The sequence below is a fragment of the Cellulomonas sp. P4_H12 genome, assembly GCF_056400905.1.
Genome location: NZ_JBFUKJ010000007.1, coordinates 88,555 through 109,440, shown reverse-complemented (window position 1 = coordinate 109,440; position 20,886 = coordinate 88,555). Strand labels below are relative to the sequence as shown.

General features: G+C 75.4%; 18 protein-coding genes and 1 pseudogene. 5 read left to right on the top strand and 14 right to left on the bottom strand.

The genetic code is table 11. The annotated features are described in order from the left end of the window. Positions 1 to 14: 14 nt before the first annotated feature. Together AC1DQC_RS05840 and AC1DQC_RS05835 are read right to left on the bottom strand one after the other, a co-directional pair. Entirely contained in the window at positions 15 to 1,610 is a 1,596-nt protein-coding gene (locus AC1DQC_RS05840; RefSeq protein WP_477050276.1) for a RecQ family ATP-dependent DNA helicase, read from the bottom strand. 7 nt (positions 1,611 to 1,617) lie between these two features. Beyond that, a pseudogene (locus AC1DQC_RS05835) lies at positions 1,618 to 1,911 on the bottom strand (SDR family oxidoreductase); the annotation flags it as partial. A gap of 476 nt (positions 1,912 to 2,387) precedes the next feature. Between AC1DQC_RS05835 and AC1DQC_RS05830 the strand changes: the two are divergent. Beyond that, complete coding sequence (locus tag AC1DQC_RS05830; protein WP_477050275.1) at positions 2,388 to 3,362, top strand: UDP-glucuronic acid decarboxylase family protein; 975 nt, start codon at positions 2,388 to 2,390, stop codon at positions 3,360 to 3,362. Here AC1DQC_RS05830 and AC1DQC_RS05825 read toward each other — a convergent pair. Genes AC1DQC_RS05825 through AC1DQC_RS05790 form a run of 8 tightly spaced genes read right to left on the bottom strand, consistent with a single transcriptional unit; the run spans position 3,354 to position 13,399 of the window. Then, positions 3,354 to 4,283, bottom strand: coding sequence for a glycosyltransferase family 9 protein (locus tag AC1DQC_RS05825; RefSeq protein ID WP_477050274.1), 930 nt, complete (start codon positions 4,281 to 4,283; stop codon positions 3,354 to 3,356). The genes AC1DQC_RS05830 and AC1DQC_RS05825 overlap by 9 nt on opposite strands. Further along, positions 4,280 to 5,002 carry an SDR family oxidoreductase gene (locus tag AC1DQC_RS05820; protein ID WP_477050273.1) on the bottom strand — a complete coding sequence of 241 codons (723 nt, stop codon included), beginning with the start codon at positions 5,000 to 5,002 and terminating at the stop codon, positions 4,280 to 4,282. Before AC1DQC_RS05820 ends, AC1DQC_RS05825 begins: the two co-directional genes overlap by 4 nt. Continuing rightward, on the bottom strand, positions 4,999 to 7,002 hold the full coding sequence (locus AC1DQC_RS05815) for a PfkB family carbohydrate kinase (RefSeq protein ID WP_477050272.1): 2,004 nt from the start codon (positions 7,000 to 7,002) through the stop codon (positions 4,999 to 5,001). Before AC1DQC_RS05815 ends, AC1DQC_RS05820 begins: the two co-directional genes overlap by 4 nt. Then, entirely contained in the window at positions 6,999 to 8,219 is a 1,221-nt protein-coding gene (locus tag AC1DQC_RS05810; RefSeq protein ID WP_477050271.1) for a glycosyltransferase, read from the bottom strand. The genes AC1DQC_RS05815 and AC1DQC_RS05810 overlap by 4 nt, the downstream gene beginning before the upstream one ends. Then, positions 8,216 to 9,175 (bottom strand): glycosyltransferase family 4 protein, encoded by a 960-nt coding sequence (locus tag AC1DQC_RS05805; RefSeq protein WP_477050270.1) that lies wholly within the window; start codon positions 9,173 to 9,175, stop codon positions 8,216 to 8,218. Before AC1DQC_RS05805 ends, AC1DQC_RS05810 begins: the two co-directional genes overlap by 4 nt. After that, positions 9,172 to 10,203, bottom strand: coding sequence for a glycosyltransferase family 9 protein (locus AC1DQC_RS05800; RefSeq protein WP_477050269.1), 1,032 nt, complete (start codon positions 10,201 to 10,203; stop codon positions 9,172 to 9,174). Before AC1DQC_RS05800 ends, AC1DQC_RS05805 begins: the two co-directional genes overlap by 4 nt. After that, positions 10,200 to 11,735, bottom strand: a complete 1,536-nt coding sequence (locus AC1DQC_RS05795; protein ID WP_477050268.1) for an HAD-IIIA family hydrolase — start codon at positions 11,733 to 11,735, stop codon at positions 10,200 to 10,202. Before AC1DQC_RS05795 ends, AC1DQC_RS05800 begins: the two co-directional genes overlap by 4 nt. Continuing rightward, the gene (locus tag AC1DQC_RS05790) at positions 11,732 to 13,399 is read right to left on the bottom strand and encodes a carbamoyltransferase family protein (protein ID WP_477050267.1); all 1,668 of its coding nucleotides are present in this window, start codon (positions 13,397 to 13,399) and stop codon (positions 11,732 to 11,734) included. The genes AC1DQC_RS05795 and AC1DQC_RS05790 overlap by 4 nt, the downstream gene beginning before the upstream one ends. A 138-nt stretch (positions 13,400 to 13,537) precedes the next feature. Between AC1DQC_RS05790 and AC1DQC_RS05785 the strand changes: the two genes are divergently transcribed. Continuing rightward, on the top strand, positions 13,538 to 15,025 hold the full coding sequence (locus AC1DQC_RS05785; protein WP_477050266.1) for an aldehyde dehydrogenase family protein: 1,488 nt from the start codon (positions 13,538 to 13,540) through the stop codon (positions 15,023 to 15,025). Positions 15,026 to 15,048: 23 nt separating this feature from the next. Here AC1DQC_RS05785 and AC1DQC_RS05780 read toward each other — a convergent pair whose 3' ends face one another. Both AC1DQC_RS05780 and AC1DQC_RS05775 read right to left on the bottom strand, forming a co-directional pair. After that, on the bottom strand, positions 15,049 to 15,747 hold the full coding sequence (locus tag AC1DQC_RS05780; protein WP_477050265.1) for a GAF and ANTAR domain-containing protein: 699 nt from the start codon (positions 15,745 to 15,747) through the stop codon (positions 15,049 to 15,051). Beyond that, positions 15,744 to 16,487, bottom strand: a complete 744-nt coding sequence (locus tag AC1DQC_RS05775) for a GAF and ANTAR domain-containing protein (RefSeq protein WP_477050264.1) — start codon at positions 16,485 to 16,487, stop codon at positions 15,744 to 15,746. Before AC1DQC_RS05775 ends, AC1DQC_RS05780 begins: the two co-directional genes overlap by 4 nt. Positions 16,488 to 16,748: 261 nt before the next feature. Between AC1DQC_RS05775 and AC1DQC_RS05770 the strand changes: the two genes are divergently transcribed. Continuing rightward, positions 16,749 to 17,702: a PAS and ANTAR domain-containing protein gene (locus AC1DQC_RS05770; protein WP_477050263.1), complete on the top strand. Its 954-nt coding sequence runs from the start codon at positions 16,749 to 16,751 to the stop codon at positions 17,700 to 17,702. A gap of 225 nt (positions 17,703 to 17,927) precedes the next feature. Here AC1DQC_RS05770 and AC1DQC_RS05765 read toward each other — a convergent pair whose 3' ends face one another. Beyond that, complete coding sequence (locus AC1DQC_RS05765) at positions 17,928 to 18,056, bottom strand: hypothetical protein (RefSeq protein WP_477050262.1); 129 nt, start codon at positions 18,054 to 18,056, stop codon at positions 17,928 to 17,930. 20 nt (positions 18,057 to 18,076) lie between these two features. Beyond that, entirely contained in the window at positions 18,077 to 18,586 is a 510-nt protein-coding gene (locus tag AC1DQC_RS05760) for a DUF2231 domain-containing protein (RefSeq protein ID WP_477050261.1), read from the bottom strand. A gap of 329 nt (positions 18,587 to 18,915) precedes the next feature. Here AC1DQC_RS05760 and AC1DQC_RS05755 point away from each other — a divergent pair, with 329 nt between their 5' ends. Next, positions 18,916 to 19,359, top strand: coding sequence for an Hsp20/alpha crystallin family protein (locus tag AC1DQC_RS05755; RefSeq protein ID WP_477050260.1), 444 nt, complete (start codon positions 18,916 to 18,918; stop codon positions 19,357 to 19,359). Positions 19,360 to 19,563: 204 nt separating this feature from the next. After that, on the top strand, positions 19,564 to 20,844 hold the full coding sequence (locus AC1DQC_RS05750) for a DUF2254 domain-containing protein (RefSeq protein ID WP_477050259.1): 1,281 nt from the start codon (positions 19,564 to 19,566) through the stop codon (positions 20,842 to 20,844). The last annotated feature ends 42 nt before the right edge of the window (positions 20,845 to 20,886 follow it).

Below are 20,886 nucleotides of genomic sequence, written 5' to 3'. Positions count from 1 at the left end.
CCGCTCGGCGGGTGTCAGCCCGGCACGAGGAGCCCGGAGTCGAGCGAGATGGCGGTGTCGAGCGTGACGTAGCCGCGGTCGTCGAAGAGCACGGTGACCCGGTCGGCCTCGACGGCGCTCACCGTGCCCGGCCCCCACTCGGCATGGACCACCGGCTGGCCGCCCCGCAGCCGGGCGTCGAGCACGTCGATGCTCGTCCCGGCATCGCAGCTGTCGCACGCGCCGCACCGGTCCGGGTGCGACTCGCCCAGCAGCTCCAGGAGCAGGCGTCGCCGGCAGTCGGACGAGTCGGCGTACGTCTGCACCATCTCCACGCGCGACCGGTCGAGCGCCTGCCGCCGGACGCGCCGGTCGCGCAGCGCGCGCAGCACGGCGCCCTCCTCGACCGCTCCGGGGCGGTACCCGCCCTCGTCGGCGTCCAGCGCCGTGACGTCCACCAGCGCGGCGAGCGTCCGGGAGACGGTGCGCGGCGCCAGGCCGGTCGCGGCCATCACGTCCGCCCGCGTCGTCGCCCCCCGGGCGACGGCCCGCAGCACCGCGCGGGCGGACGCCGGTCGCGGGCCGGCGGCGGAGCTGAGGAAGCGGTTCAGGCCCACCTCGCCCGGGAGCACGGCACCGACGGCACGCGCGGGCATGCCGTCGCGACCGGCTCGGCCGACCTCCTGGTAGTAGGAGTCGAGCGACGGCGGCAGGCCGGCGTGCAGGACGAGGCGGACGTCGGCACGGTCGACGCCCATGCCGAACGCACTCGTCGCGACGAGGGTGTCCGCGCGGCCGCCCAGGAAGGCGTCCTGGAGCTTCTCCCGCACCTTGGCGGCGCGGCCCGCGTGGTACGCGTCGCACGGCCGTCCCGCCTCGGTAAGCGCTCTGGCCAAGGCGTCGGCGTGGCCGTGGGTGCGCGCGTAGACGAGCGTGGCTCCGTCCTCGGCGAGGGCGGCGCGGACGACGAGGTCGTCCCGGTCGCGGGTGGTCGGTGCGTGGTGCACGCCGAGCCAGATGTTGGGGCGGTCGGCGTCGCGGACGAGGACGCGGGCGTCGCGCATGCCCAGCCGCTCGACGATCTCGGCGCGGACGCGCGGGGATGCGGTCGCGGTCAGGGCCAAGAGCCGGGGAGACCCGAGCCGGCGGACGGTCTCGGCGACGGCCATGTAGTCGGGTCGGAAGTCGTGGCCCCACTCGCTCACGCAGTGCGCCTCGTCGACCACGACGAGGCCCACGTCGGCTCGGGCCAGGGCCTCGGCCACCTGAGCGCGGACCAGCTGCTCGGGGGCCAGGAGGAGCACGTCGAGCCGGCCCGCGGCGGCGTCGTCCAGCGCCCGTCGGCGCCGTCCCGGCGACACGGCGGAGCTGACGGCGTCCGCGCGCAGGCCCGCCGCGGCCAGGGCGTCGACCTGATCGCGCTGGAGGGCGAGCAGCGGCGAGACGACGACGGTCAGCCGGCCCGTCATGAGCGTCGCGATGGCGTACACCGCGGTCTTGCCGGCGCCGCTGCGCGCGACCAGCACCGTGTCGTGGTCCGCCAGACCGCGCAGGGCGTCCGACTGGACGTCCCGCAGCTGCGCACCGGGGCCCAGCACCCGCCGGGCGGCGTCGTCGACGTTCGCGCTCACGCGGCGCTCACGGTCGGCGCCAGTCGTCGGACCGCAGGTGCGACCCGGCCATGGGTCCCATGGTGGGCATCCCGCCGTCGACCGCCCACGACGCACCCGTGACGTAGCCGCCTTCGGGACGGCACAGCAGGCGGACGACGGCGGCGACCTCGCGCGCGTCGCCCGGGCGCCCGAGGGGGACACCGGGCCGATGCTTGCCCTCGAGGACCGACTCGTCCTCCTGGCCCTTCATGGGGGTGGCGATCTCGCCGGGAACCACCGCGTTCACGGTGATCCCGTGCTCGGCGAGCTCGAGCGCGGCGACGACCGCCACGTGCTCCGCCTCGTCGGCGAGGGCGACCGCGCACGCCTTGCCGATGCCGGAGTCGGCACCGTTCACCAGGACCCGCCGGGGCCCGGGGCCCCCGGTCGGGTCGTCCACCGACGGCTTCGTGATCGGGTCTGTCATCGCCGCGCACACCTTCGTGGGTCGAGAGAGGCCACGGCTCGACCGGAGGTCAGCGTAGGGACGCGGCGTCGGACGTGCCACACGAGCCGGGCCGGCGGGCGGAGCCGGCGCTCACCCATCGGGCGCCGGGCGCTGCGCCTGGCGCCACCCCGAGCTTGACCGATATCCACGCTGATTCGCGTCCCGACGGTCTCAGCCAGGAGGCGCCGGCTCGGCGCGCGGGCCGTCGCAAAGGGCGGTAGGACTGTCCCAGGAACCACCAGCCGGCGAAGACGGGGCCGACGACGCGGACGATCCCGACGAGGGGACGCGTACCCATGCCGACCGCCGTGAACCGACCCACCTCGTCCGACCCGACCCGGGGACGCGTCGTCGTCACCGGCGGGGCAGGCTTCCTCGGGAGCCACCTGTGCACGGAGCTCCTGGACCGCGGGGCCGAGGTGGTCTGCCTGGACAGCTTTCTCACGGGCGCACCCTCGAACGTCGCGCACCTGATGGACCGGCGCGGCTTCCGGCTCGCCCGCTGCGACGTCACCGACTTCGTGCACGTGCCCGGCCCGGTGGACCTGGTGCTGCACTTCGCGTCGCCGGCGTCCCCTGTCGACTACCTGCAGCTGCCCATCGAGACGCTGAAGGTGGGCTCGATCGGTACCGGTCACGCRCTCGGCCTGGCCAAGGAGAAGGGCGCGCGGTTCGTGCTCGCCTCCACGTCCGAGGTGTACGGCGACCCGCAGGTGCACCCTCAGCCGGAGGACTACTGGGGTCACGTGAACCCGGTGGGGCCGCGCGGCGTCTACGACGAGGCCAAGCGGTACGGGGAGGCGCTCACCACCGCCTACCGCACGACCCACGGGGTCGACACGGCCATCGTGCGGATCTTCAACACCTACGGTCCCCGCATGCGCCCGCACGACGGGCGCGCGATCCCCACGTTCATCCGGCAGGCGCTGGCGGGGGAGCCGGTCACCGTGGCGGGCGACGGGAGCCAGACGCGGTCGGTCTGCTACGTGGACGACCTCGTGCGCGGGATCCTCGCGCTCGCGGCGCACGGCCACTCGGGGCCGATGAACATCGGCAACCCGACCGAGCTCACCGTCCTCCAGATCGCGCAGGACGTGCTGGCCGCGACGGGTTCCCGGTCAGGGATCACGTTCGTGGGCCGGCCCGTGGACGACCCGGAGGTGCGCCGCCCCGACACGTCGTTGGCGTCCCGGGAGCTGGGCTGGGCGCCGCAGGTCCCGTGGGCCGAGGGACTGGACCGGACCGTCCGGTGGTTCCGGCAGGCGGAGAGCATCTCAGCCTGACCGCACCCTCAGCAGTCGGTCGACCGCGGCGACGACCTCGTCGGTGCCGATCGCGTCCAGGGCGGGATCGATGCTGGTGCCGTGAGGATCGCCGGCCGGGAGCCCGTCGCCGTGCCAGAGCACGGTGTGCAGGTCGGGGTCGATCGCGGGTCCCCACCMGCTCGGCGGCACCGGACCGAACAGCAGCACGGACGGCGTGCCGGTCGCCGTGGCCACGTGGGCGACACCCGTGTCGCCGCAGACGAGCAACCGCGCCGCGGCGACACGGCGGACCAGGTCGGCGAGCGGCAGCAGGCCCGCGACGTCGACCCCCGGGCCGGCGAGGGCGCGGATCCGTGCGCACAGGTGCTGCTCGTCCGGTCCTCCCGTCAGGGTCACGCGCGCTCCGTCGGACGCGAGTGTCCGCGCCAGGCCCGCCCACCGCTCGGGCGGCCAGCGACGTGCCGCGGAGGCGGCGCCCGGGTGCAGCAGCACCTCGTCGGACCGGCCCTCGCCGCCGACGTCGACGCGCAGGTCCTCGCGGTCGCACCGGCCTCCCGCCGAGCCGACCAGGCGGCACCACCGGTCGACCTCGTGCTCGTCGGCTCGCCACGCCGGGCCGTCGGGGTGGTCCGGCGTCGCGAACGCCACCAGACGGTCGGGATCCGTGGCACGCAGCAGCGCGTGGCTCTGCGGCCCGCGCCCGTGCAGGTTGACCGCGACGTGCCCCGGACGGCTCCACGCCAGCGGCTGGTCGAGGCCGGCGGTCGCGACGACCTCGTCGACGAGCCCGAGGCCCAGCAGCCACCGCCCGACCGCCTCGGGGGCGGCCAGCCAGAGGCGCCGGTCCGGCCACGCCCGCCGCACGCCGCGCAGGGGCGCGATGCCGGTCAGCGCGTCGCCCAGCCCGAGCGCCCGCAGCACCAGCACGTCGCCGGTCACGGCCAGGAGCTCTCCCCGGACGACATCACGAGCATCTCCCGGATCTCGCTGCCCACCGGCTGGGTGAGCGCCGTCAGCACGGCACCCGCGGTGGCGGCCGGGTCGTTGAGCTGCGCGTCCGGTCCCGGCCGGTACTGCTCGCTGCGGCCGTCGAAGAACGGTGTGCGCATGCCGCCCGGGATCAGCAGCGTGACGCCGACGCGGCCGGCGAGCTCGGCCGCGAGGGCGTGCGTGAATCCGCGGACGGCGAACTTGGACGCGCAGTAGGCGGTGGCGTCGCTCATCCCGCGGAGCGCCAGCGTCGAGGCCACCGTCACGACCGTGCCCCGCGTCTGCTCCAGGTGCGGCAGACAGGCGCGCACGACGGCGACGGTGCCGAAGAGGTTGACGCGCACGACGCGTTCCCACGTCTCGGTGTCGACCTGGTCGAGCGGCCCGCAGGCGTCGGTGCCGGCCGCGGTCACCAGACCGCTCGGCGCGCCCACCTGGTCGACCAGCTCCTCGACCGCGCGGGCGGCCGCGGTGGAGTCCGACAGGTCCACCAGGACGTGCGCGACCCCGTCGCGGGGCGGCACCCGATCGAGGACGGCGGGCGTGCCGCCGGCCGCGGCCACGGCGTCGACGACCGCGGCTCCGAGGCCGCTGGCGCCGCCGGTGACCACGACGGTGCCGAGCCGCCGGGTCTCGATGGTGAACGGTCTTGTCGACGTGTCGGTCATGCGACCTCCTCGGGCACAGGCGTCCGGGCGCGGCCCGTCCGCTCGATGATGGACGACGTGGACCGGCCGTCCAGGTAGGGCAGCAGGACCACGCGACCCCCCGCGGACCGCACGACCTCGCTCTCCGGCAGGGGCCGGCCGCCGTAGTCGCCGCCCTTCGCCCAGACGTCGGGCCGCAGCGCCGCCAGCACCGCGCGCGGGTCGTCCTCGTCGAACACGACGACGGCGTCGACGCAGTCGAGGGCCTCGAGCACGCGCGCGCGGTCCGCGGCGCCCACCACGGGTCGACCGGCGCCCTTGAGGCGACGGACGGAGTCGTCGGAGTTCATCACCACGACGAGCGCGTCGCCGAGTCGGCGGGCCGCCTGGAGCGTCGCGACGTGACCCGCGTGCACGATGTCGAAGCACCCGCCGGTGGCGACGAGCGTCCGGCCGCCCATCCGCAGGCGTGCGGCCAGGGTGGCGACGTCCTCCTCGGGCGGCGCGGAGGGCTGCTCGGACGGTGCGCTCCGACGACGCGTCCGGAACGCCTCGGCGCCGCCGGCCGCCACCCACGCCGACGCCTCGGCGACCGCGGCACCCACCGCCGCCGACACGAGCCCACCGCGGGCGAGGGACACGGCCGCCGTGGCGGAGAACCGGTCGCCGGCGCCGCACGTGTCGCCGCCCCGGGCCGGGCTCGCCGGCACGAACGACGGCTCGTCGCCGGACGTGGCGAGGAACGCCCCCTGGTCGCCCGCGGTCACCGCGACGGCGCGCGCGTCCCAGATGGAGCGCAGGGTCTGGGCGAGGGCGTCGGGCGACGCGTCCGCCGGCGCCGCGAGCCGGGCCTCGGCCAGGTTCGGGGTGACCAGCGTGGCGCGGGGGACCGGCGGCCCGCCGCGCGGGTGGGGGTCCCACACCACGGGGCGGTGCCCGGCGGCGTCCGCGAGCAGCTCCCGGAGGCGGGGGTCCCGGGTGACGCCCGCGCCGTAGTCCGCGACGAGAACCGCGTCGGCCGACGCCAGGACGGCGCGGACCCGGTCCTCGGGCAACGCCGTCGGGCTGCCCGGTCCGCCGTCGTCGACGCGCACCAGCGAGTGGCCGTCGCTGCGCACCCGCACCTTCCGACGGGTCGGGCCCTCGTGCCCGAGCGCGAGGACGTCGACGTCCTGCCGCAGGTCGCGCAGCAGGGACCTGCCGTCGGCGTCGGACGCCAGCGGCGTGACCAGCGTGACCCGCGCGCCACTCGCCGCGCAGAGCAGCGCGGCGAGGCCGGCCCCGCCCGGGGAGTCGTGCGTGGCGGTCACGTCGAGGACGGGCGCCGGCGCGTCCGGGCAGAGCCGCTCGGTCCTGCCGTCCACGTCGCGGTCCAGCACGGTGTCCCCGACCACCACGACGTGCGGGCGGTCGCCGGGGGTGGTGTCCACCGCGGGCTCGCCGTGCTCCAGGCGGTCGAGGTGGGCGTCGACCGCCGCGCACAGCGCGTGGACGAGGACCAGGTGCACGGCCTGGACGCCGGCGGTCGACGCGGCCGGGACACAGACGGCCTCGTCGCACGCCTCCGCCAGCGGGTTGGGACCGGGACCGGTGAGCCCCCACACGCGCATGCCCAGGCTGCGCCCGCGCTCGGCGGCCGCCAGGACGTTCGGGCTGCGTCCCGAGGTCGACAGGAGCACCAGCACGTCCTCGGCGCGGCCGTGCGCCTCGACCTGCCGCGCGAACATCTCGTCGGCGCCGTAGTCGTTGACGATCGCGGTGAGGCTCGAGCTCTCCGCGCACAGCGCGATCGCGGAGTACGGGCGCCGCTCGGCCACGAACCGCCCCACCAGCTCGGCGGTGAGGTGCTGCGCCTCGGCCGCGCTGCCACCGTTCCCGGACGCGAGCAGCCGACCGCCGGCGACCAGCCGCTCGGCCAGCTGCTGACCCCACCGGTCGACCAGGGCGGCCTGGTCCTCGACCGCCCCGAGCGAGTCCGCCAGCTCGGCCAGGTGCTCCTCGAGCCATCCGGTGCCGCTCATCCGACCGCCACCTCCGAGAGCACCGCGCGGTGCGTCATGGTGCGGTAGACCAGCTCGGTCTGGGCGGCGACCCGGTCCCAGCCGTACCGGGCGACCGCGCGCCGCCGGGCGGTCGCACCGAACGCGGMGCGGCGGTCGGCGTCGTCGAGCAGGGACCGCAGGGCGGCGGCGAGGGCGCCGGGGTCGCGCGGCGGGACGAGCAGCCCGGTCCGACCGTCCTGCACGGTGTCGAGCAGGCCCCCGACCGCCGAGCCGACGACGGGCACCCCGCAGGCCGCGGCCTCGATGGGCACGATCCCGAAGGGCTCGTACCAGGGCGTCGCGACGACCACGTCCGCGGAGCGCACGAGTGCCGGCAGCTCGTCGTGGTCCACGCGGCCGACCAGCCGGACCCGGTCGCGCACGCCGCGCGACGACGCCAGGGCGAGCAGCCGTCGGGCCTCGGCGTCCGCGCCCAGCCCGTCGGCCGCCGGACCGCCCGCGACGACGAGCTCCGCGTCGGGCAGCTCGGTGAGAGCGTCGACGACGGTCTCGAGCCCCTTGCGCTCCACCAGCCGCCCGATGCCGAGCAGGCGGTAGCGGGCGCGCCGGGGAAGCTCGGAGACCTGGCCACCCGGACGGAAGTGCTCGACGTCGACGCCGCAGGGCACCACCCGGACCTTGCCCGTCGGCACGCCGAGCCGGACGAGCTCGGCCACCTCGTCGGAGCAGGTGGCGACGACGACGTCGACGCGTCGCCCGATCGAGGCCTCCGTCGCGATGCGCCCGGGCGGGCTCGTGTCCTTGTCGCCCTGGTACCGGCGCTTCACCGATCCGAGCGCGTGGAACGTCTGCGCGACCGGCGTGCCGGTCACGGCGGCGGCCTGCAGCGCGGCCATCCCCGACATCCAGAAGTGCGCGTGCGCCACGTCCGGCGCCCGCTGCCCGCTCCAGTGCTCCGCGAGCAGGTCGCCGAACGCCGGCATGTACGGCACGAGCTCGTCCTTCCGGACGGGTCGGGCGGGGCCGGCGGGGACGTGCACGACCGTGACGCCGGGCACGAGCTCGACGCACTCGGGCTGGTCGCGGTCGTCGCGCCGGGTGTAGACGTCGACCTGGTGACCGGCGCGGGCCAGGGCGGCGCCGAGTGCGGCGACGTGGACGTTCTGCCCACCCGCGTCCACGCCACCGAGCGTGGCGAGAGGGCTTGCGTGCTCGGACACCATCGCGATCCTCATCGCGTCACCTCCTTGAGCAGGGACTGCCAGTCGGACAGGAACCGGTCGAGCCCGAACACCCGCAGCGCGTRCTCCCGCGCCGCGCGGCCGTGCGCCCGGGCGTCCTCCGGCTCGTGCAGCCAGCGGCGGGCCGCGTCCACCAGCCGGTCGGGCCGCGCGCTCACCACGCCGGCCTCGGGCGGCACCGCCTCGGGGGCGGCCGTGGACGCGACGGCGAGCACCGGCATGCCGAGGGTCATCGCCTCGATGAGCGAGAGGCCCAGGCTGGTCCAGCGGAACGGGTGCAGGTAGGCGCGCGCGGCGGAGAGGTCGTCGTGCAGCCGGTGCTGCGGGACGTCGTCGTGCAGGAACGGCGCCAGGTCGCTCGCGTGCTCGGCCAGCCCCGCGACGCCCATCCCGTAGACCTCCACGGGCACCCGCGAGGCGACGTCGAGCAGCAGGTCCGTCCCGGCCACCCGCCAGCGCCGCACCGGCTCGTTCACCACCGCCGCGACCCGCGCGCGCTCGCCGGTGTACCGGTAGCCGGGGTCGGGGATGCCGTGGTCGATCACGGCCGTCGGAGCGCGCCCGCTGTCCCACATCAGGGCGTTGAAGTCGGAGACGTGGGCCACCACGATGTCGGACCGGTCGGCCAGCAGGTGCGGGGTCGCCGCCGCAGGACCCGCAGGGGTGTTGTGCTCGACGTACACGGCCGGGAGGTCGACCCCGGGGCGCCTGCCGGTCCACCGTTCGACCAGCTCGAGGTCGCGCGGCCTCTGCAGCACGACGACGTCGACCGGTTCGTCGCGCAGGCGCTCCAGCGGCACCTCGCGCGCGGACGCCGGCCAGTCCCACGTCCGCGCGCGCCCGAGGCCGTCCGGCGATCGGGCGGGGTCCACGGGCATGACGTACTCGTCGGGACCCTGGACGAAGGAGGTCATCCACGAGCCGTGCACGTGCCAGACGAGCACCCTCATGCGACGACCTCCTCGCGGGACGCCCGGGCCAGCGCGTCGACGGCGGCGACGACCTGCGCCGTGGTCACCGACGTCAGGCACGGGTGGCCGGGGACGGGGCAGACGCGCGCCCGGCTCCCGGCGCACGCGGCGCCCTGGTCGCCGAGCAGCACGTGCGGCACGCCGAACGGCGCCCAGCGGTCGGCGGGCACCACCGGGGAGAAGAGGGAGACGACGGGCGTGCCGACCGCCGACGCGAGGTGGGCGGGCCCGGTGTTGCCGACGACCAGGGCGTCCGCGCCGGCCAGCACGCCCGCCAGCTCGGCCAGGCTCGTGCGGCCACCCAGGTCGGCGGCGGCGGGCGAGGCGGCGGCGACGTCGGCGGTGAGGCCTGTCTCGGTGGGTCCGCCGGTGACGAGGACTGCCCACCCGGCGTCGGCCAGGCCCGTGACGATCTCGCGCGCCTGGTCCCGCGACGGTGCGCGCGACGGCACGGACGCGCCCGGGTGCACGACGACGTACCGGGCGCGGGGGACCAGCCGGCTGACGTCCGGCAGCGGCGCCTGGACCGCCGGGCGCCCGTCGTCCCCCGGTGGCAGCGAGCCGCCCGCGGCGCGCGCGAGCGAGAGCGCGGCCTCGACCTCGTGCAGGCCGTCGGGCCGGCGGTGCCGGACGTCGAGCAGGGTGCCGGGGTAGTCCTCGCTCGTGGCGGCGACGACGGGCACGCCGGCGAGCCGCAGGACCAGCGCCATGGGGAGCGGGCTCTGGTGGAACGACGTGAAGACGACGGCGCGCTCGTGCCGGGCGGCGCCGAGCCGGTTGACCAGCTCCGAGATCTCGCCGGCGTCCACGGGCGCGGGGGACAGGCCACTCCACGGCGCGTCGAACACCGCGATGTCCCGCACCCCCGGCAGCAGGGCCGCCGCCTGGCGGCCGGCCGGCGACACGAGCAGGTCGACATCGCCGAGCGCACCGAGCGCGCGCACCGCCGGACCCGTGAGCAGCACGTCGCCGTCCGAGTCGAGCCGCACCGCCAGCACGCCGGTCATCGCGCACGCCCGGTGTCCGGGACGAGGAGTGCGACCGCCTCCCGCAGGTCCGGGGCCACCAGCTCGGCGGACCGGATCTCCTCGGGACGCGTGGCCTCGGTGGGCACGAGCACCGCCCGCGCGCCGGCCGCCCGCGCGGCGTCCACGTCCGCGCCGATGTCCCCGACCACGGCGCACTCCCACGGCGCGAGTCCCAGCTCGTCYGCGGCGCGGAGCACCATCCCGCCGGCCGGCTTGCGGCACGCGCAGGCCGACTCGGGCCCGTGCGGGCACACCTGGACGGTGTCGAACGCCCCGACCAGCTCGGCCACCCGGTCGTTCACGGCGTCGACCTGACCCCGGCTGAGCAGCCCGCGGGCGACGCCGGACTGGTTGGTGACCAGGCCGACGGCCACGTGCGCGGCGCGGAGGGCGGCGACCGCCTCGTCCGCCTCGGGCACCGGGTCGACGCGGTCGGGATCGCCGTTGTACGGCACGTCGTGGACGAGGGTCCCGTCCCGGTCGAAGAGGACCGCCCGCGTCGCGGGGCGCCAGGGGGTCGCCCGCCGGTGCGCGATCGTCCCGCGCACACGGTGGCGGACCGCCACGAACGGGATGACGGCGCTGGTCCACGCCATGCGCCGCCACTCGGCGAGCGCACCCGGCTCGCCGGGCCCCGGGCCGGGGGCGATGCGGCGACGCGCGAAGTCGGCGGTGAGCAGCGCCCACGCGCCGATCCCGACGGCGGCCGTCCGACGGCGTCCCGCGACCCCAGCCGCGAGGCCGGTCCCGGCGGCCACGACCGTCGCGACGTGCCAGGGGAAGCGGCCACGACCGGTACCGGCGAGCTCGCGCCAGGACCGGCCGTGCAGGGCGCGCATGAGCGCGTCGTCCTGGGCCCCAGCCTGCACGCGGACGCTCACCCGGTCGTCGGCCGGACGGACCGGGTGGTGCGTGGTCCGCGACCCGACGACCAGCCGCCAGCCCGCCTGCCGGAGGCGCAGCGCCAGGTCGGCGTCCTCGCGGTAGGCGCGCGGGAAGCGCTCGTCGAACCCGTCCACCTCCTGCAGCGCCGGGCGTCGGAACGCCATGTCGGCGGTGGGCCACCGGGCGTGCTCGAGCCCGGCGGTGTTGCGCTCCCAGTCGGTGGGTCGACGGCCGGGCGGCAGGGGGACGCGCAGGCGGGCCTGGGTGCCGGCGACATCGGGAGCGGCTGCCTGCAGGTCGTCGGCGAGCGCGGACGCCCAGCCTGCGGGCAGCACCACGTCGTCGTCGAGGAACGCCACCCACGCCGTGTCGGCGCTGCGCCAACCGGCGTTCCGCGCGGCCGCCGGCCCTCGGCCGCCCGTCCGGACCACCCGGCTCGGCCACGGCAGGTCCGGCAGGACCAGCGGCAGCCTGGACGCCAGGGGACGGTCGTCGCAGACGACGACCACCGACGGCTGGGTGCCGGCRGCGGCCCAGTCCTGGCCGGCCAGGCTGGTGAGGAGCACGTCGAGCGACGGCCGGCCCACGGTGGGCACGACGACCGACCACGACGGCGTCCCGGTCATCGGGTCGTCCGGAAGAGCTCCGCGCGACGCACCAGGTGCGGGCCGAGCACGAGGAGGTCGACGGGCGCCGAGCCGAAGAGCTCGAGCGCGTCCCGCGGGTCGTCGACCATGGGCCGACCCGCGGTGTTGAGACTGGTGTTGATCACCACCGGCAGCCCCGTGCGCTCCCGGAACGCCTCGATCGTCGCGCCGAGGCGCGGCTGCGTCGCGGGGTCCACCGTCTGGATGCGGGCGGTCCCGTCGACGTGCACGGCTGCGGGGATGCGACTGCGCCACGTCGGGTCGACGTCGTGCACGAACAGCATGTACGGGCTGGGCACGGGACCGCCGGAGAAGAGCTCGGTCGCCTGGTCGAGCAGGACCATCGGGGCCACCGGGCGGAACTGCTCGCGCCCCTTCACGTCGTTGAGCCGCTCGAGGTTCTCGGCGTGGCCGGGGTGAGCCAGCAGCGAGCGGTGCCCGAGGGCGCGCGGCCCGAACTCGCTGCGCCCGTCGAACCAGGCGACGACCCCGTCGTCGGCGAGCACGTCGGCCACCTCGCCCGCCAGGTCGGCGGGGGTGCTGAACGGCACGGCCGCCGCGCGGAGCCAGTCGGCGAGGGCGTCGTCGCTCCAGGACCGGCCGAGCGCGGCGCCCGGCATGGGCTGCGGGGTGTCGCCCAGCTCGGCGGCGAGCTGCATCGCCGCCCCCAGCGCCGTCCCGGCATCCCCCGAGGCGGGCTGCACCCAGACCTCCTCGAACCCGCTCTCGCGCCAGATCCGGGAGTTGGCCACGCAGTTGAGCGCGATGCCGCCCGCCATGGTGAGGACGCGGTCACCCGTTCGGTCGTGCAACCACCGCGCGAGGTCGACGAGGACCTCCTCCAGGCGGGCCTGGACCGAGCACGCCAGGTCCGCGTGCTCGCCGCCCCACGTGCCGTCGTCGACCCGGCGCGGCGCCCACCGCTCCCAGTCGGGCGCCTCGCCCACGAAGCCGCCGTCGCCCGTCGCGTAGATCAGCGGCCGCAGGTCGTCGAGGAACGCGGGTTTCCCGTAGGACGCGAGCGCCATGACCTTGTACTCGTCGCTGGAGCGCAGGAAGCCGAGGTGCTCCGTCAGCGACTCGTAGACCAGGCCGAGCGAGCTCGGGAGCTCCTGCGTGGTGAAGATCTCGAGGCGGCCACCCGTGTAGCGGCCCGCGAGGTGGGACGCGCGCTCGCCCCGGCCGTCGAGGACCAGGACGCTGCTCTCGTCGAACGGGGACGCGAGGGCCGCCGACGCCGCGTGCGCGACGTGGTGGGGGACGTACCGCACGATCGACGGGTCGATGCCCGGCAGGGCGCTCGTCAGGAATCCGGGCACGCGCTCGGCGTAGGTGGTGCGCAGGTGGTCCCACGGGTCGTCGAGCCCCAGGTCCTCGGCGTTCTTGGCGAGTGCGGGGTCCCACCCGTACGCCACGGCGTCGAGGTCCTCGGGCCGCAGACCGGCCTCGGCCAGGCACCACCGCATCGACAGCTCGGGCAGCTCCCAGGCCGAGAACGGCACGGGTCGTTTGCCGTGCTTGCGGCGGCTGAACCGCTCCTCCTCGGCGGCGGCGACCACGTGGCCGTCGACGACGAGTGCGGCAGAAGGGTCGTGATAGATCGCGTTGATGCCCAGGACGCGCATGAGTGGCGGGCCTCTCATCGGTGGTCCAGAGTCGTGCGTGTTCTGCACACGATGAGTGGTGCTCGGTTCTCGGCGCCTTCTGCTGGCCACTGTGGAGCACTTCTCCGAGAGCCGCACGTTGAACCGCTTCTCCGCCGAGGAAACGGAGCCGTCGCCATGACCCTCGCCGCATCGACTTCTTCGCCCGTCCGGCGCGACGAGCCCTCGCCACAGCGGCTCGCGGAGCACTTCGTCGCAGGTCGGAGCGTCCCCGCCGTCGGGCACAGGACCGTCGAGAGGCTCGATCCGGTCACCGGCGACGCCGCGCTCGTGCTGGTCGCTGCCACGCAGGACGAGGTGTCGGCCGCCGTCGCGGCCGCCCACGAGGCCCGGGCCGAGTGGCGGCGGACCGCGCCCGGCGCACGTGCCGACGCGCTGCGCGCCGCCGCAGCCGCCGTGCGGGAGGCGGCCGACGTGCTCGGCGACGAGCTGTGCCGGAGCACCGGGCGGCTCCTGTCGCAGTCCACGGAGTCCGCCCGCGTCGCCGCCGACCTGCTCGACGAGGCGGCCGCCGCCGGGCTCGGCGCGGCGGGTCGGGTGCTGAGCGGGGGTTCCTCGGCGCTCGACGTCGTGCGGCGCGCGCCCCACGGGGTCGTCGCCGTGATCACCCCGTGGAACGACCCGTACCCGGCGGCGGCCGGCCTGATGGCCGCGGCGCTGGTGACCGGCAACACGGTCGTCCACAAGCCGTCCGAGCGGAGCGCCCTGCCCGGCTGGCACCTGGCCCGCCTGATCGCGGAGCACCTGCCGGACGGCGTGCTCGACGTCGTGAACGGCGACGGTGCTACGGGGGAGGCGCTCGTCGCGGACCCGCGCGTCGCGCTCGTCGCGCAGGTCGGGAGCACGGCGACCGGTCGTCGGATCGCGGCCGTCGCGGGTGCGCGAGGGGCGCGGGTGATCCGGGAGAACGGCGGCAAGGACCCGCTGCTCGTCGACGAGGGCGTGGACCCGGCGTGGGCCGCGCGGCAGATCGCGACGGGTGCCTTCACCAACACCGGCCAGCTGTGCACGTCCGTCGAGCGTGTCTACCTGCACGAACGGGTCGCCGATGCCGTCCTCGCCGAGCTGGTCTCGGTGTGCGCCACGCTCCGGGTGGGCGATCCCCTCGAGGGGTCGACCGACCTCGGCCCGCTCGTCGACGAGGAGCAGCTCGCCGTCGTCGAGCGGCACGTCGATGACGCGGTGGCCGCCGGAGCCCGGCTGCTGGTCGGCGGTCGCCGGCTCGTGCGCGCGGGGTCCTTCTACCCACCGACCGTGCTCGACCGGTGCACGCCCACCATGGACGTGATGACCGAGGAGACGTTCGGACCGGTCGCGGCGATCACCCGGGTGCCGGACTTCGCGACCGGCCTCCAGCTCGCCGGCGGCGGCCGGTACGGGCTCGCCGCCACCGTGCTGACGCCGAGCCTGGACCACGCGTTGCGCGCCGCCGACGAGCTCGAGGTCGGCACCGTGAAGGTGAACGCGGTCTTCGGCGGCGCCCCAGGCGGCTCGGCCGACCCCCGGAAGGACAGCGGCTCCGGCGCCGGTTACGGGCCCGATCTCCTCGAGGCCATGACCGTGCTGAAGGCCGTGCATCTCGAGGCGGCGCCTGGCGCCAGCTGACGGCCTTCGGGTGCGTGCTCCGCTCAGCGCCGGTGGGCCTCGCGGATCACCTCGCGCGCGGTCACGCTCAGGGTCGAGCCCGCGTCGAGGGTGCGGCGGAGGAGCTCGTCGTACGCGACAGCCATGTCCGCCCCGAGGGTCTGCGCGAGGACGCCCTTGGCCTGCTCGATCACCACGCGTCCCTCGAGCGCCGCGCTGATCCGTTCGTCGAGCTCGTCGTCCTCGAGCATGCCGGGCTGCGCCAGGGCGAGCGAGGCGACGTCCGCGAAGTTCTGCGCGAGCTGGAGCGCCGCACCGTCCAGCGGGACCGGTTCCTCGGAGAACACGTTGAGCCCGCCGAGGACGCGCCCGTGCCACACCATCGGGAGGGCGTGCACGGCCTGGAACCCCGACTCGACGATCACGGTCCCCACGTCGGGCCAGCGGGTGACGATGTCGTCCGCCCCCACGGCCACCACCTGGTCACCGTGGCGCAGGGCGTCGACGCACGGCCCGGAGCGGTGCTGCGCCTGGTAGATCTCGAGCTCGCTGGCCCGGTGCGACGTGGCACTCAGCAGCTCGAGAGAGCCCCGGCCGTTGGTGACGAGCAGCGCGGCGGCGTCGGCCGGCAGCAACGTCGCACAGTCGTGGACCAGCTCGGCGAGCACGTCGGCCGTCTCGTGCTCGCGGACGAGGGCGCCCAGCATCTGGGCGAGAGCCTGCTCAGCGTTGTGGGCACTCATGTCTCACCGTCCTTCGCGGCGCCCGGTGGTGGCTCGGTCGGCGCGGCACCGTTCGGGCGGTCCGCGAAGCGGAGCCGACGCCCGGTGACCTCGACCGCGACCGAGTCCAGGGTCAGGGACTCGGCGTAGGCGTGCGCGCGCAGCAGCGCCAGCGCGTCCTCGGGCGCGACGCCGAGCTCGGCGACCACCATCCCGGTGGCATGGTGGACCCGCGCCCGGTCCGACCACGAGGCGTGCGGGAGTGCTCCCGGCGTGCCGGACTCGTCGAGCAGGGCAGCGCCGACGGCGTCGGCCAGGAACTGCGCGACCTCCAGGCTGTGCGCCAGCTCGCCCGTCCGCCGGTACAGCGTGATGACGCCGAACGTCGTCCCACCCGGGTGCATGGGCAGGGCCCAGACGGTCAGCGGGCCGGTCACGGTGCTGGCCTGCTGCGCGAACATGGGGAACCGCTCGCCGTCGAACCCGTCGACCTGCGTCACCACCGCGCGGCCCGCGCGGTAGGCCTCCTGCCCGGGGCCCTCACCCAGGACGTCCTGCAGGTCCTCGATCTGCGCCGACGTCCCGTTCGAGGTGCTGATCGTCCACCGCTCGGGGTCCGTGGACGCCAGGGTGATCGCGCCCCCGTCGGCGCCGAGGATCTCGACCGAGGCGCGGCACAGCCGGGCGTGCAGCGGCTCGTCCGCGGGTGCCCAGGCGATCACCCGGGCCAGGTCCGCCAGGACGGCGACCGGATCGCTCACCGCCACCTCCGCTGCTCGTGCGCGCGGTCCCGCCCGGGTCGGCGTCCCGCCGTCCTTCGATGCTAGCGACGCGCGCGCCGGGTCTGCCACCGAGCTGCAGGCCGTTCCCGTCGCGGGACCGAGTACCCGGCCTTACCCTCTCCGGAGCGCAGAAAAGCACTGGTCGGCCCGGTCACTGGTCGACCTGCAGGGCCCCGCCCGGTTCAGCTCGGAGCCGTGCCGCGGGGCCGCTCCACGTGTCCAGGCGCGCAGGAGGAACTTGTGACCACCTCGACACTCTCGATCGGGAGCTTCAGCTACACACCAGCGGCGCCCCGTTGGACCTGGTCCGACGGGATGTTCGCGTTGCACGGCATGGCGCCGGGCGACGTCGTGCCCACCCGCGCGCTCTTCCTCAGCCACGTCCACCCCGAGGACCGCGAGCACGTCGGCGAGGTGCTCGATGCCGCGGACGGCCAGCCGCACGGGTGCGCGTACCGGCTCGTCGACCTCAGCGGACAGGAGCGCCAGGTGCTCATCACCGTGGCGCCCGTCGTCGGGAGCGAGACCGTCGCCGGCTTCGTGGTCGACGACTCGGAGCGAGAACGGCAGGCGGTCTCCGCGGAGGTCAACACGGAGCTGCAGGTCGCTCTCGAGTCCCACGCGGCGATCGACCAGGCCAAGGGCATGCTCATGCTCGTCTACGGAGTCGACGGCGACGCCGCCTTCGAGCTGTTGCGATGGGCGTCCCAGCAGCGCAACGTCCGCCTGCGCGTGCTCGCGGACCGGCTCGTCCAGTCGGTCCTGTCGGTCGGCGGGGTCGGTCCCAAGGCCCGGGGCGCCATCGACGAGCTGTTCATCGCGTCGATGGACGACGTCCGCCTGCCGGCCCGCGAGGTGCGGCGGCGCAGCATGGAGATCCAGCTGGATCACCCAGGGTCAGCAGCTCCCGTGCTGCGGGTCTGCGGGCGCGTCGATGCGACGGCGATGGCGGAGCTGGCGGCCGCTCTCGGCTCCCTCATGGCAGCGGGCCGGGAGACCGGCCGCGTCGTGGTCGACCTCACTCGCGTCGAGGAGGCTGGCGCCGTCGTCAGGTTCCTCGTCCAGTCGGCGCAGCGTCGGAGCGCCGCCCGGGACATCGCGATGGACGTGGTCGGGGTGGGGGGCGACGCGACGGCCGGCGCCGGACTGTCGGGGTCCGCGCGGCAGCCGCAGACGGTCGCCGGCCATCTCTGACGGGAGCTCTCGGGCGAGGCGAAAGTCCGGCGCCGCACCACGGGCGTGCCTTCCTCACGGCACCGCTCTGCCAGGATGGTCGGGCTGAAGCTCCTCGAGAAACGGGGGAGCGTGCCGCGGCTCCCGGCGAACGCCGACGGACCCGGGCGCCGGTCACGGCCCCTCGACCCGTCGTCGTTCGCCGGCAGTCCCTTCGGCCTCCTGCTGAGCGTGGGAGCCGCGTGGCTACCCCGTAGCGCTCTCGTCTGGCGCCGCCCCGTCGTCCGGCTCCCAGTCCGCGGCCTCGGCCGCCGACCACGACTCGGGTCCGGGCGCCGGCGGCAGCGCGTCGTCGTCGCGCTTCCTCTCGTTCATCTGTCCACCCTCACGGTCGGTCAGGGCAGGTCGGACTCGACGTCGATCCGGACGGTGTCGCCGCCGTCCAGACCGCTGTCCGGCTCCGCCCTGGGCTCGCCGGGCGAGTGCAGCACCAGCACCATGTGACCGCCGAGGTAGCCGCTGGCCGCGACGGCGGCGCCGGCGACGAGGCTCGCAGCGACTCCGGCGGCACGGTTGCCCCGACGACGGAGCAGCCAGGACGTCGAGTAGAGGGCGAGCGCTCCGCTGTTGAGCGCGGCGTGCAGAGCGCCGACGCGCCGGACCCGCTGGCCACCTCGGCGCCAGTCCGCGAGCCCGGTCAGGGCCGTCGGCGCGGCCGCCAGGATGCCGAGGCCGAGCAATCGGTCGGCGGACGGTCCGTGGTCGGGGCCGAGGGCGTCGAGCACCGAGCTGCTCAGCCAGAGGCCGAGGGGCACGTCGGTCAGCGGCGGGTGGAGAGCGTGGCCGGCGACCGCACCGCCGAGCACGGCGCTCACGCGTGGGGCCGCGTCGAGTGCGTCTGCCACCGGCCGAAGGACGGCGACGAGCGAGTCGAGTGCCGATGACGTCTCAGCCGCACGGGCGAGTCGGCGGGGTAGCGGAGCGTCGGCAGGGTCCATGGCACTCGTCCCTTCCGGGCCAGCGCGTCAGGCCGACTGCTCCACCTCGTCCGAGCATCGCAGGCGTCGCTCGACGTCGCACGACGAGCGTTCGCCGCGCGCGAACGACGCCCCCGGACGACTGGCACTCGACAGGCGAGAGTGCTAATTCTTCCTCTGTAGCCAGTCCGGCCGCCAGGCCGGACAGCCCCGAGGCCCGGACGGTCCGGTGCCTCGACATCGAGGAGGTGATGGTCATGGCTACCCGTTTCGACCCGTTCCAGGAGCTCGACCGCCTGGTCGGCCAGGTGCTCACCGCCGAGCGTGCGTCGGCCACGATGCCGATGGACCTGTACCGCTCCGGTGACCACTACGTCGTGCACGTCGACCTGCCCGGCGCGGACCCGGGCACCATCGACGTCAACGTCGAGGACCGCACGCTGACCATCCGCGCGCAGCGGACGGCACGCAGCGAGCAGGGCGACGTGCAGTGGCTGGCCAAGGAGCGCCCGGTCGGCACGTACGCCCGGCAGCTCACGGTGGGCCGCGGCCTCAAGCTCGACGCGATCTCCGCGACGTACACCGACGGCGTGCTCACCCTCAGCATCCCGGTCGCCGAGGAGGCGAAGCCGCGGCGCATCGAGGTGCAGCACGGGACCCAGGCCACGCAGATCACGGCGGACGCGGACGCGGTCGCCTGACGCAGGAGGCGGGGGCGCTCCGGTAGCGAGAGCGCCGGCCAAGGCAGTCCGGGACGACCTGTGCGGTCGAGCCGGACCCGCGCCCCCGCCCGTCGGGCGATCCACCACGTGCGGCCCTGCGATCGCGGTCGGCGCAGCGCGAGGATACGGTCGGCTCCTCCCGGGCGTGCATCCGGTCGCCCTCGACGACGGGCGGTTCCGCGCATGTGGTTCCACAAGCTGTGGCTGACCGTCCGCAACAGCCTGTGGCTCGTGCCCGTCCTGTTCGTCCTGGGCGGCGTCGCCCTCGCCCTCATCACGATCACCGTCGACCGGCGGTACGACTACTCGTTGATCCCCACCTCCGTGGTGGGCGGCCCCGAGGCCGCGATCGCGATCCTGTCGACGGTCGCGGCCTCGATGGTGAGCATGGCCGCCCTCGTGCTGACGATCACGATGGTCGTGGTCCAGCTCGCGATGGGCCAGTTCTCCCCGCGCATCGTGCAGCGGTTGTTGCGCGACAAGCCCAGCCAGAGCGCCATCGGGCTGTTCGTCGCGACGTTCGCGTTCGCGATCGTGGCCCTGCACGAGGTCACCTCGAACGGGGACGGGACGGGCAAGGTGCCCGGCACGGCCGTCCTGACGGCATTCGTCCTCGTGATCGTCAGCATCGCCGTGCTGATCATCTACGTGCATCACATCGGGCAGTCGCTGCGGGTCTCGAGCCTCATCGAGCTCGTCGGCAAGCAGACCCGCAAGCTCCTCGACGACATCTACCCGGATCGCGGCGAGGACGCCCCCGAGGACGGCCGACGCCTGATCCGTGCGCCGAGGTCCGGGGTCATCACGGTGATCGGGTACCAGCACCTCGTCGACGAAGCCACGAGGGCCGGCTGCGTCCTGGAGCTGCTGCCGGCGCTGGGGGAGTTCGTGCCGGCGGAGGCACCGCTCTTCCAGGTGCACGGGGAGCCCGTCGGGCTCGACGAGCGCAAGGTGCACGAGGCGATMATGCTGGGGCTCGAACGGACGCTGGACCGGGATGCGGCGTACGGTCTGCGGCTGCTGGTCGACATCGCCCAGCGTTCGCTGTCCGACTCGCCGCTGCAGGACCCGACCACCGCGGTGCAGGCGATCGACCGCCTGCACGACTGCCTCCGCCAGATCGCCCGGCGACCTCTCTCGGACGGGGTGTACCGCGACGCGGCCGGTCAGGTCCGGCTCCTCGAGCCGGTGATGGACTGGGACGCCTACGTCCACCTCGCGTTCGACGAGATCCGGATCGCCGGCGCCGCCTCGCCGCAGGTCTCCCGTCGCCTGATCGCGGCCCTCCGCGACCTCGCGGACGTCGTGCCCCCGGACCGAGAGGCGGCCCTGGACCGCCAGCTCCGGTTGCTCGGTGAGACGGTCCGGGAGGTGGTCCCTCGAGCCGGTGATGTCGAGGTTGCGCTGGAGCCCGATCGTCAGGGTCTGGGCGTCGCCGCGGGGGACGGGGAACGTCGCCCCTGAGGCGACCGTCGCGGACGCCCGCCGAGTTGCCGCCCGCCTCGG

Excerpts from the sequence above, each read along its gene's own strand:
- AC1DQC_RS05755 (WP_477050260.1), top strand. The coding sequence starts at position 18,916 with ATGGCTACCCGTTTCGACCCGTTCCAGGAGCTCGACCGCCTGGTCGGC.
- AC1DQC_RS05815 (WP_477050272.1), bottom strand. The coding sequence starts at position 7,002 with ATGAGCGGCACCGGATGGCTCGAGGAGCACCTGGCCGAGCTGGCGGAC.
- AC1DQC_RS05790 (WP_477050267.1), bottom strand. The coding sequence starts at position 13,399 with ATGAGAGGCCCGCCACTCATGCGCGTCCTGGGCATCAACGCGATCTAT.
- AC1DQC_RS05820 (WP_477050273.1), bottom strand. The coding sequence starts at position 5,002 with ATGACCGACACGTCGACAAGACCGTTCACCATCGAGACCCGGCGGCTC.
- AC1DQC_RS05785 (WP_477050266.1), top strand. The coding sequence starts at position 13,538 with ATGACCCTCGCCGCATCGACTTCTTCGCCCGTCCGGCGCGACGAGCCC.
- AC1DQC_RS05765 (WP_477050262.1), bottom strand. The coding sequence starts at position 18,056 with ATGAACGAGAGGAAGCGCGACGACGACGCGCTGCCGCCGGCGCCCGGA.
- AC1DQC_RS05780 (WP_477050265.1), bottom strand. The coding sequence starts at position 15,747 with ATGAGTGCCCACAACGCTGAGCAGGCTCTCGCCCAGATGCTGGGCGCC.
- AC1DQC_RS05800 (WP_477050269.1), bottom strand. The coding sequence starts at position 10,203 with ATGACCGGCGTGCTGGCGGTGCGGCTCGACTCGGACGGCGACGTGCTG.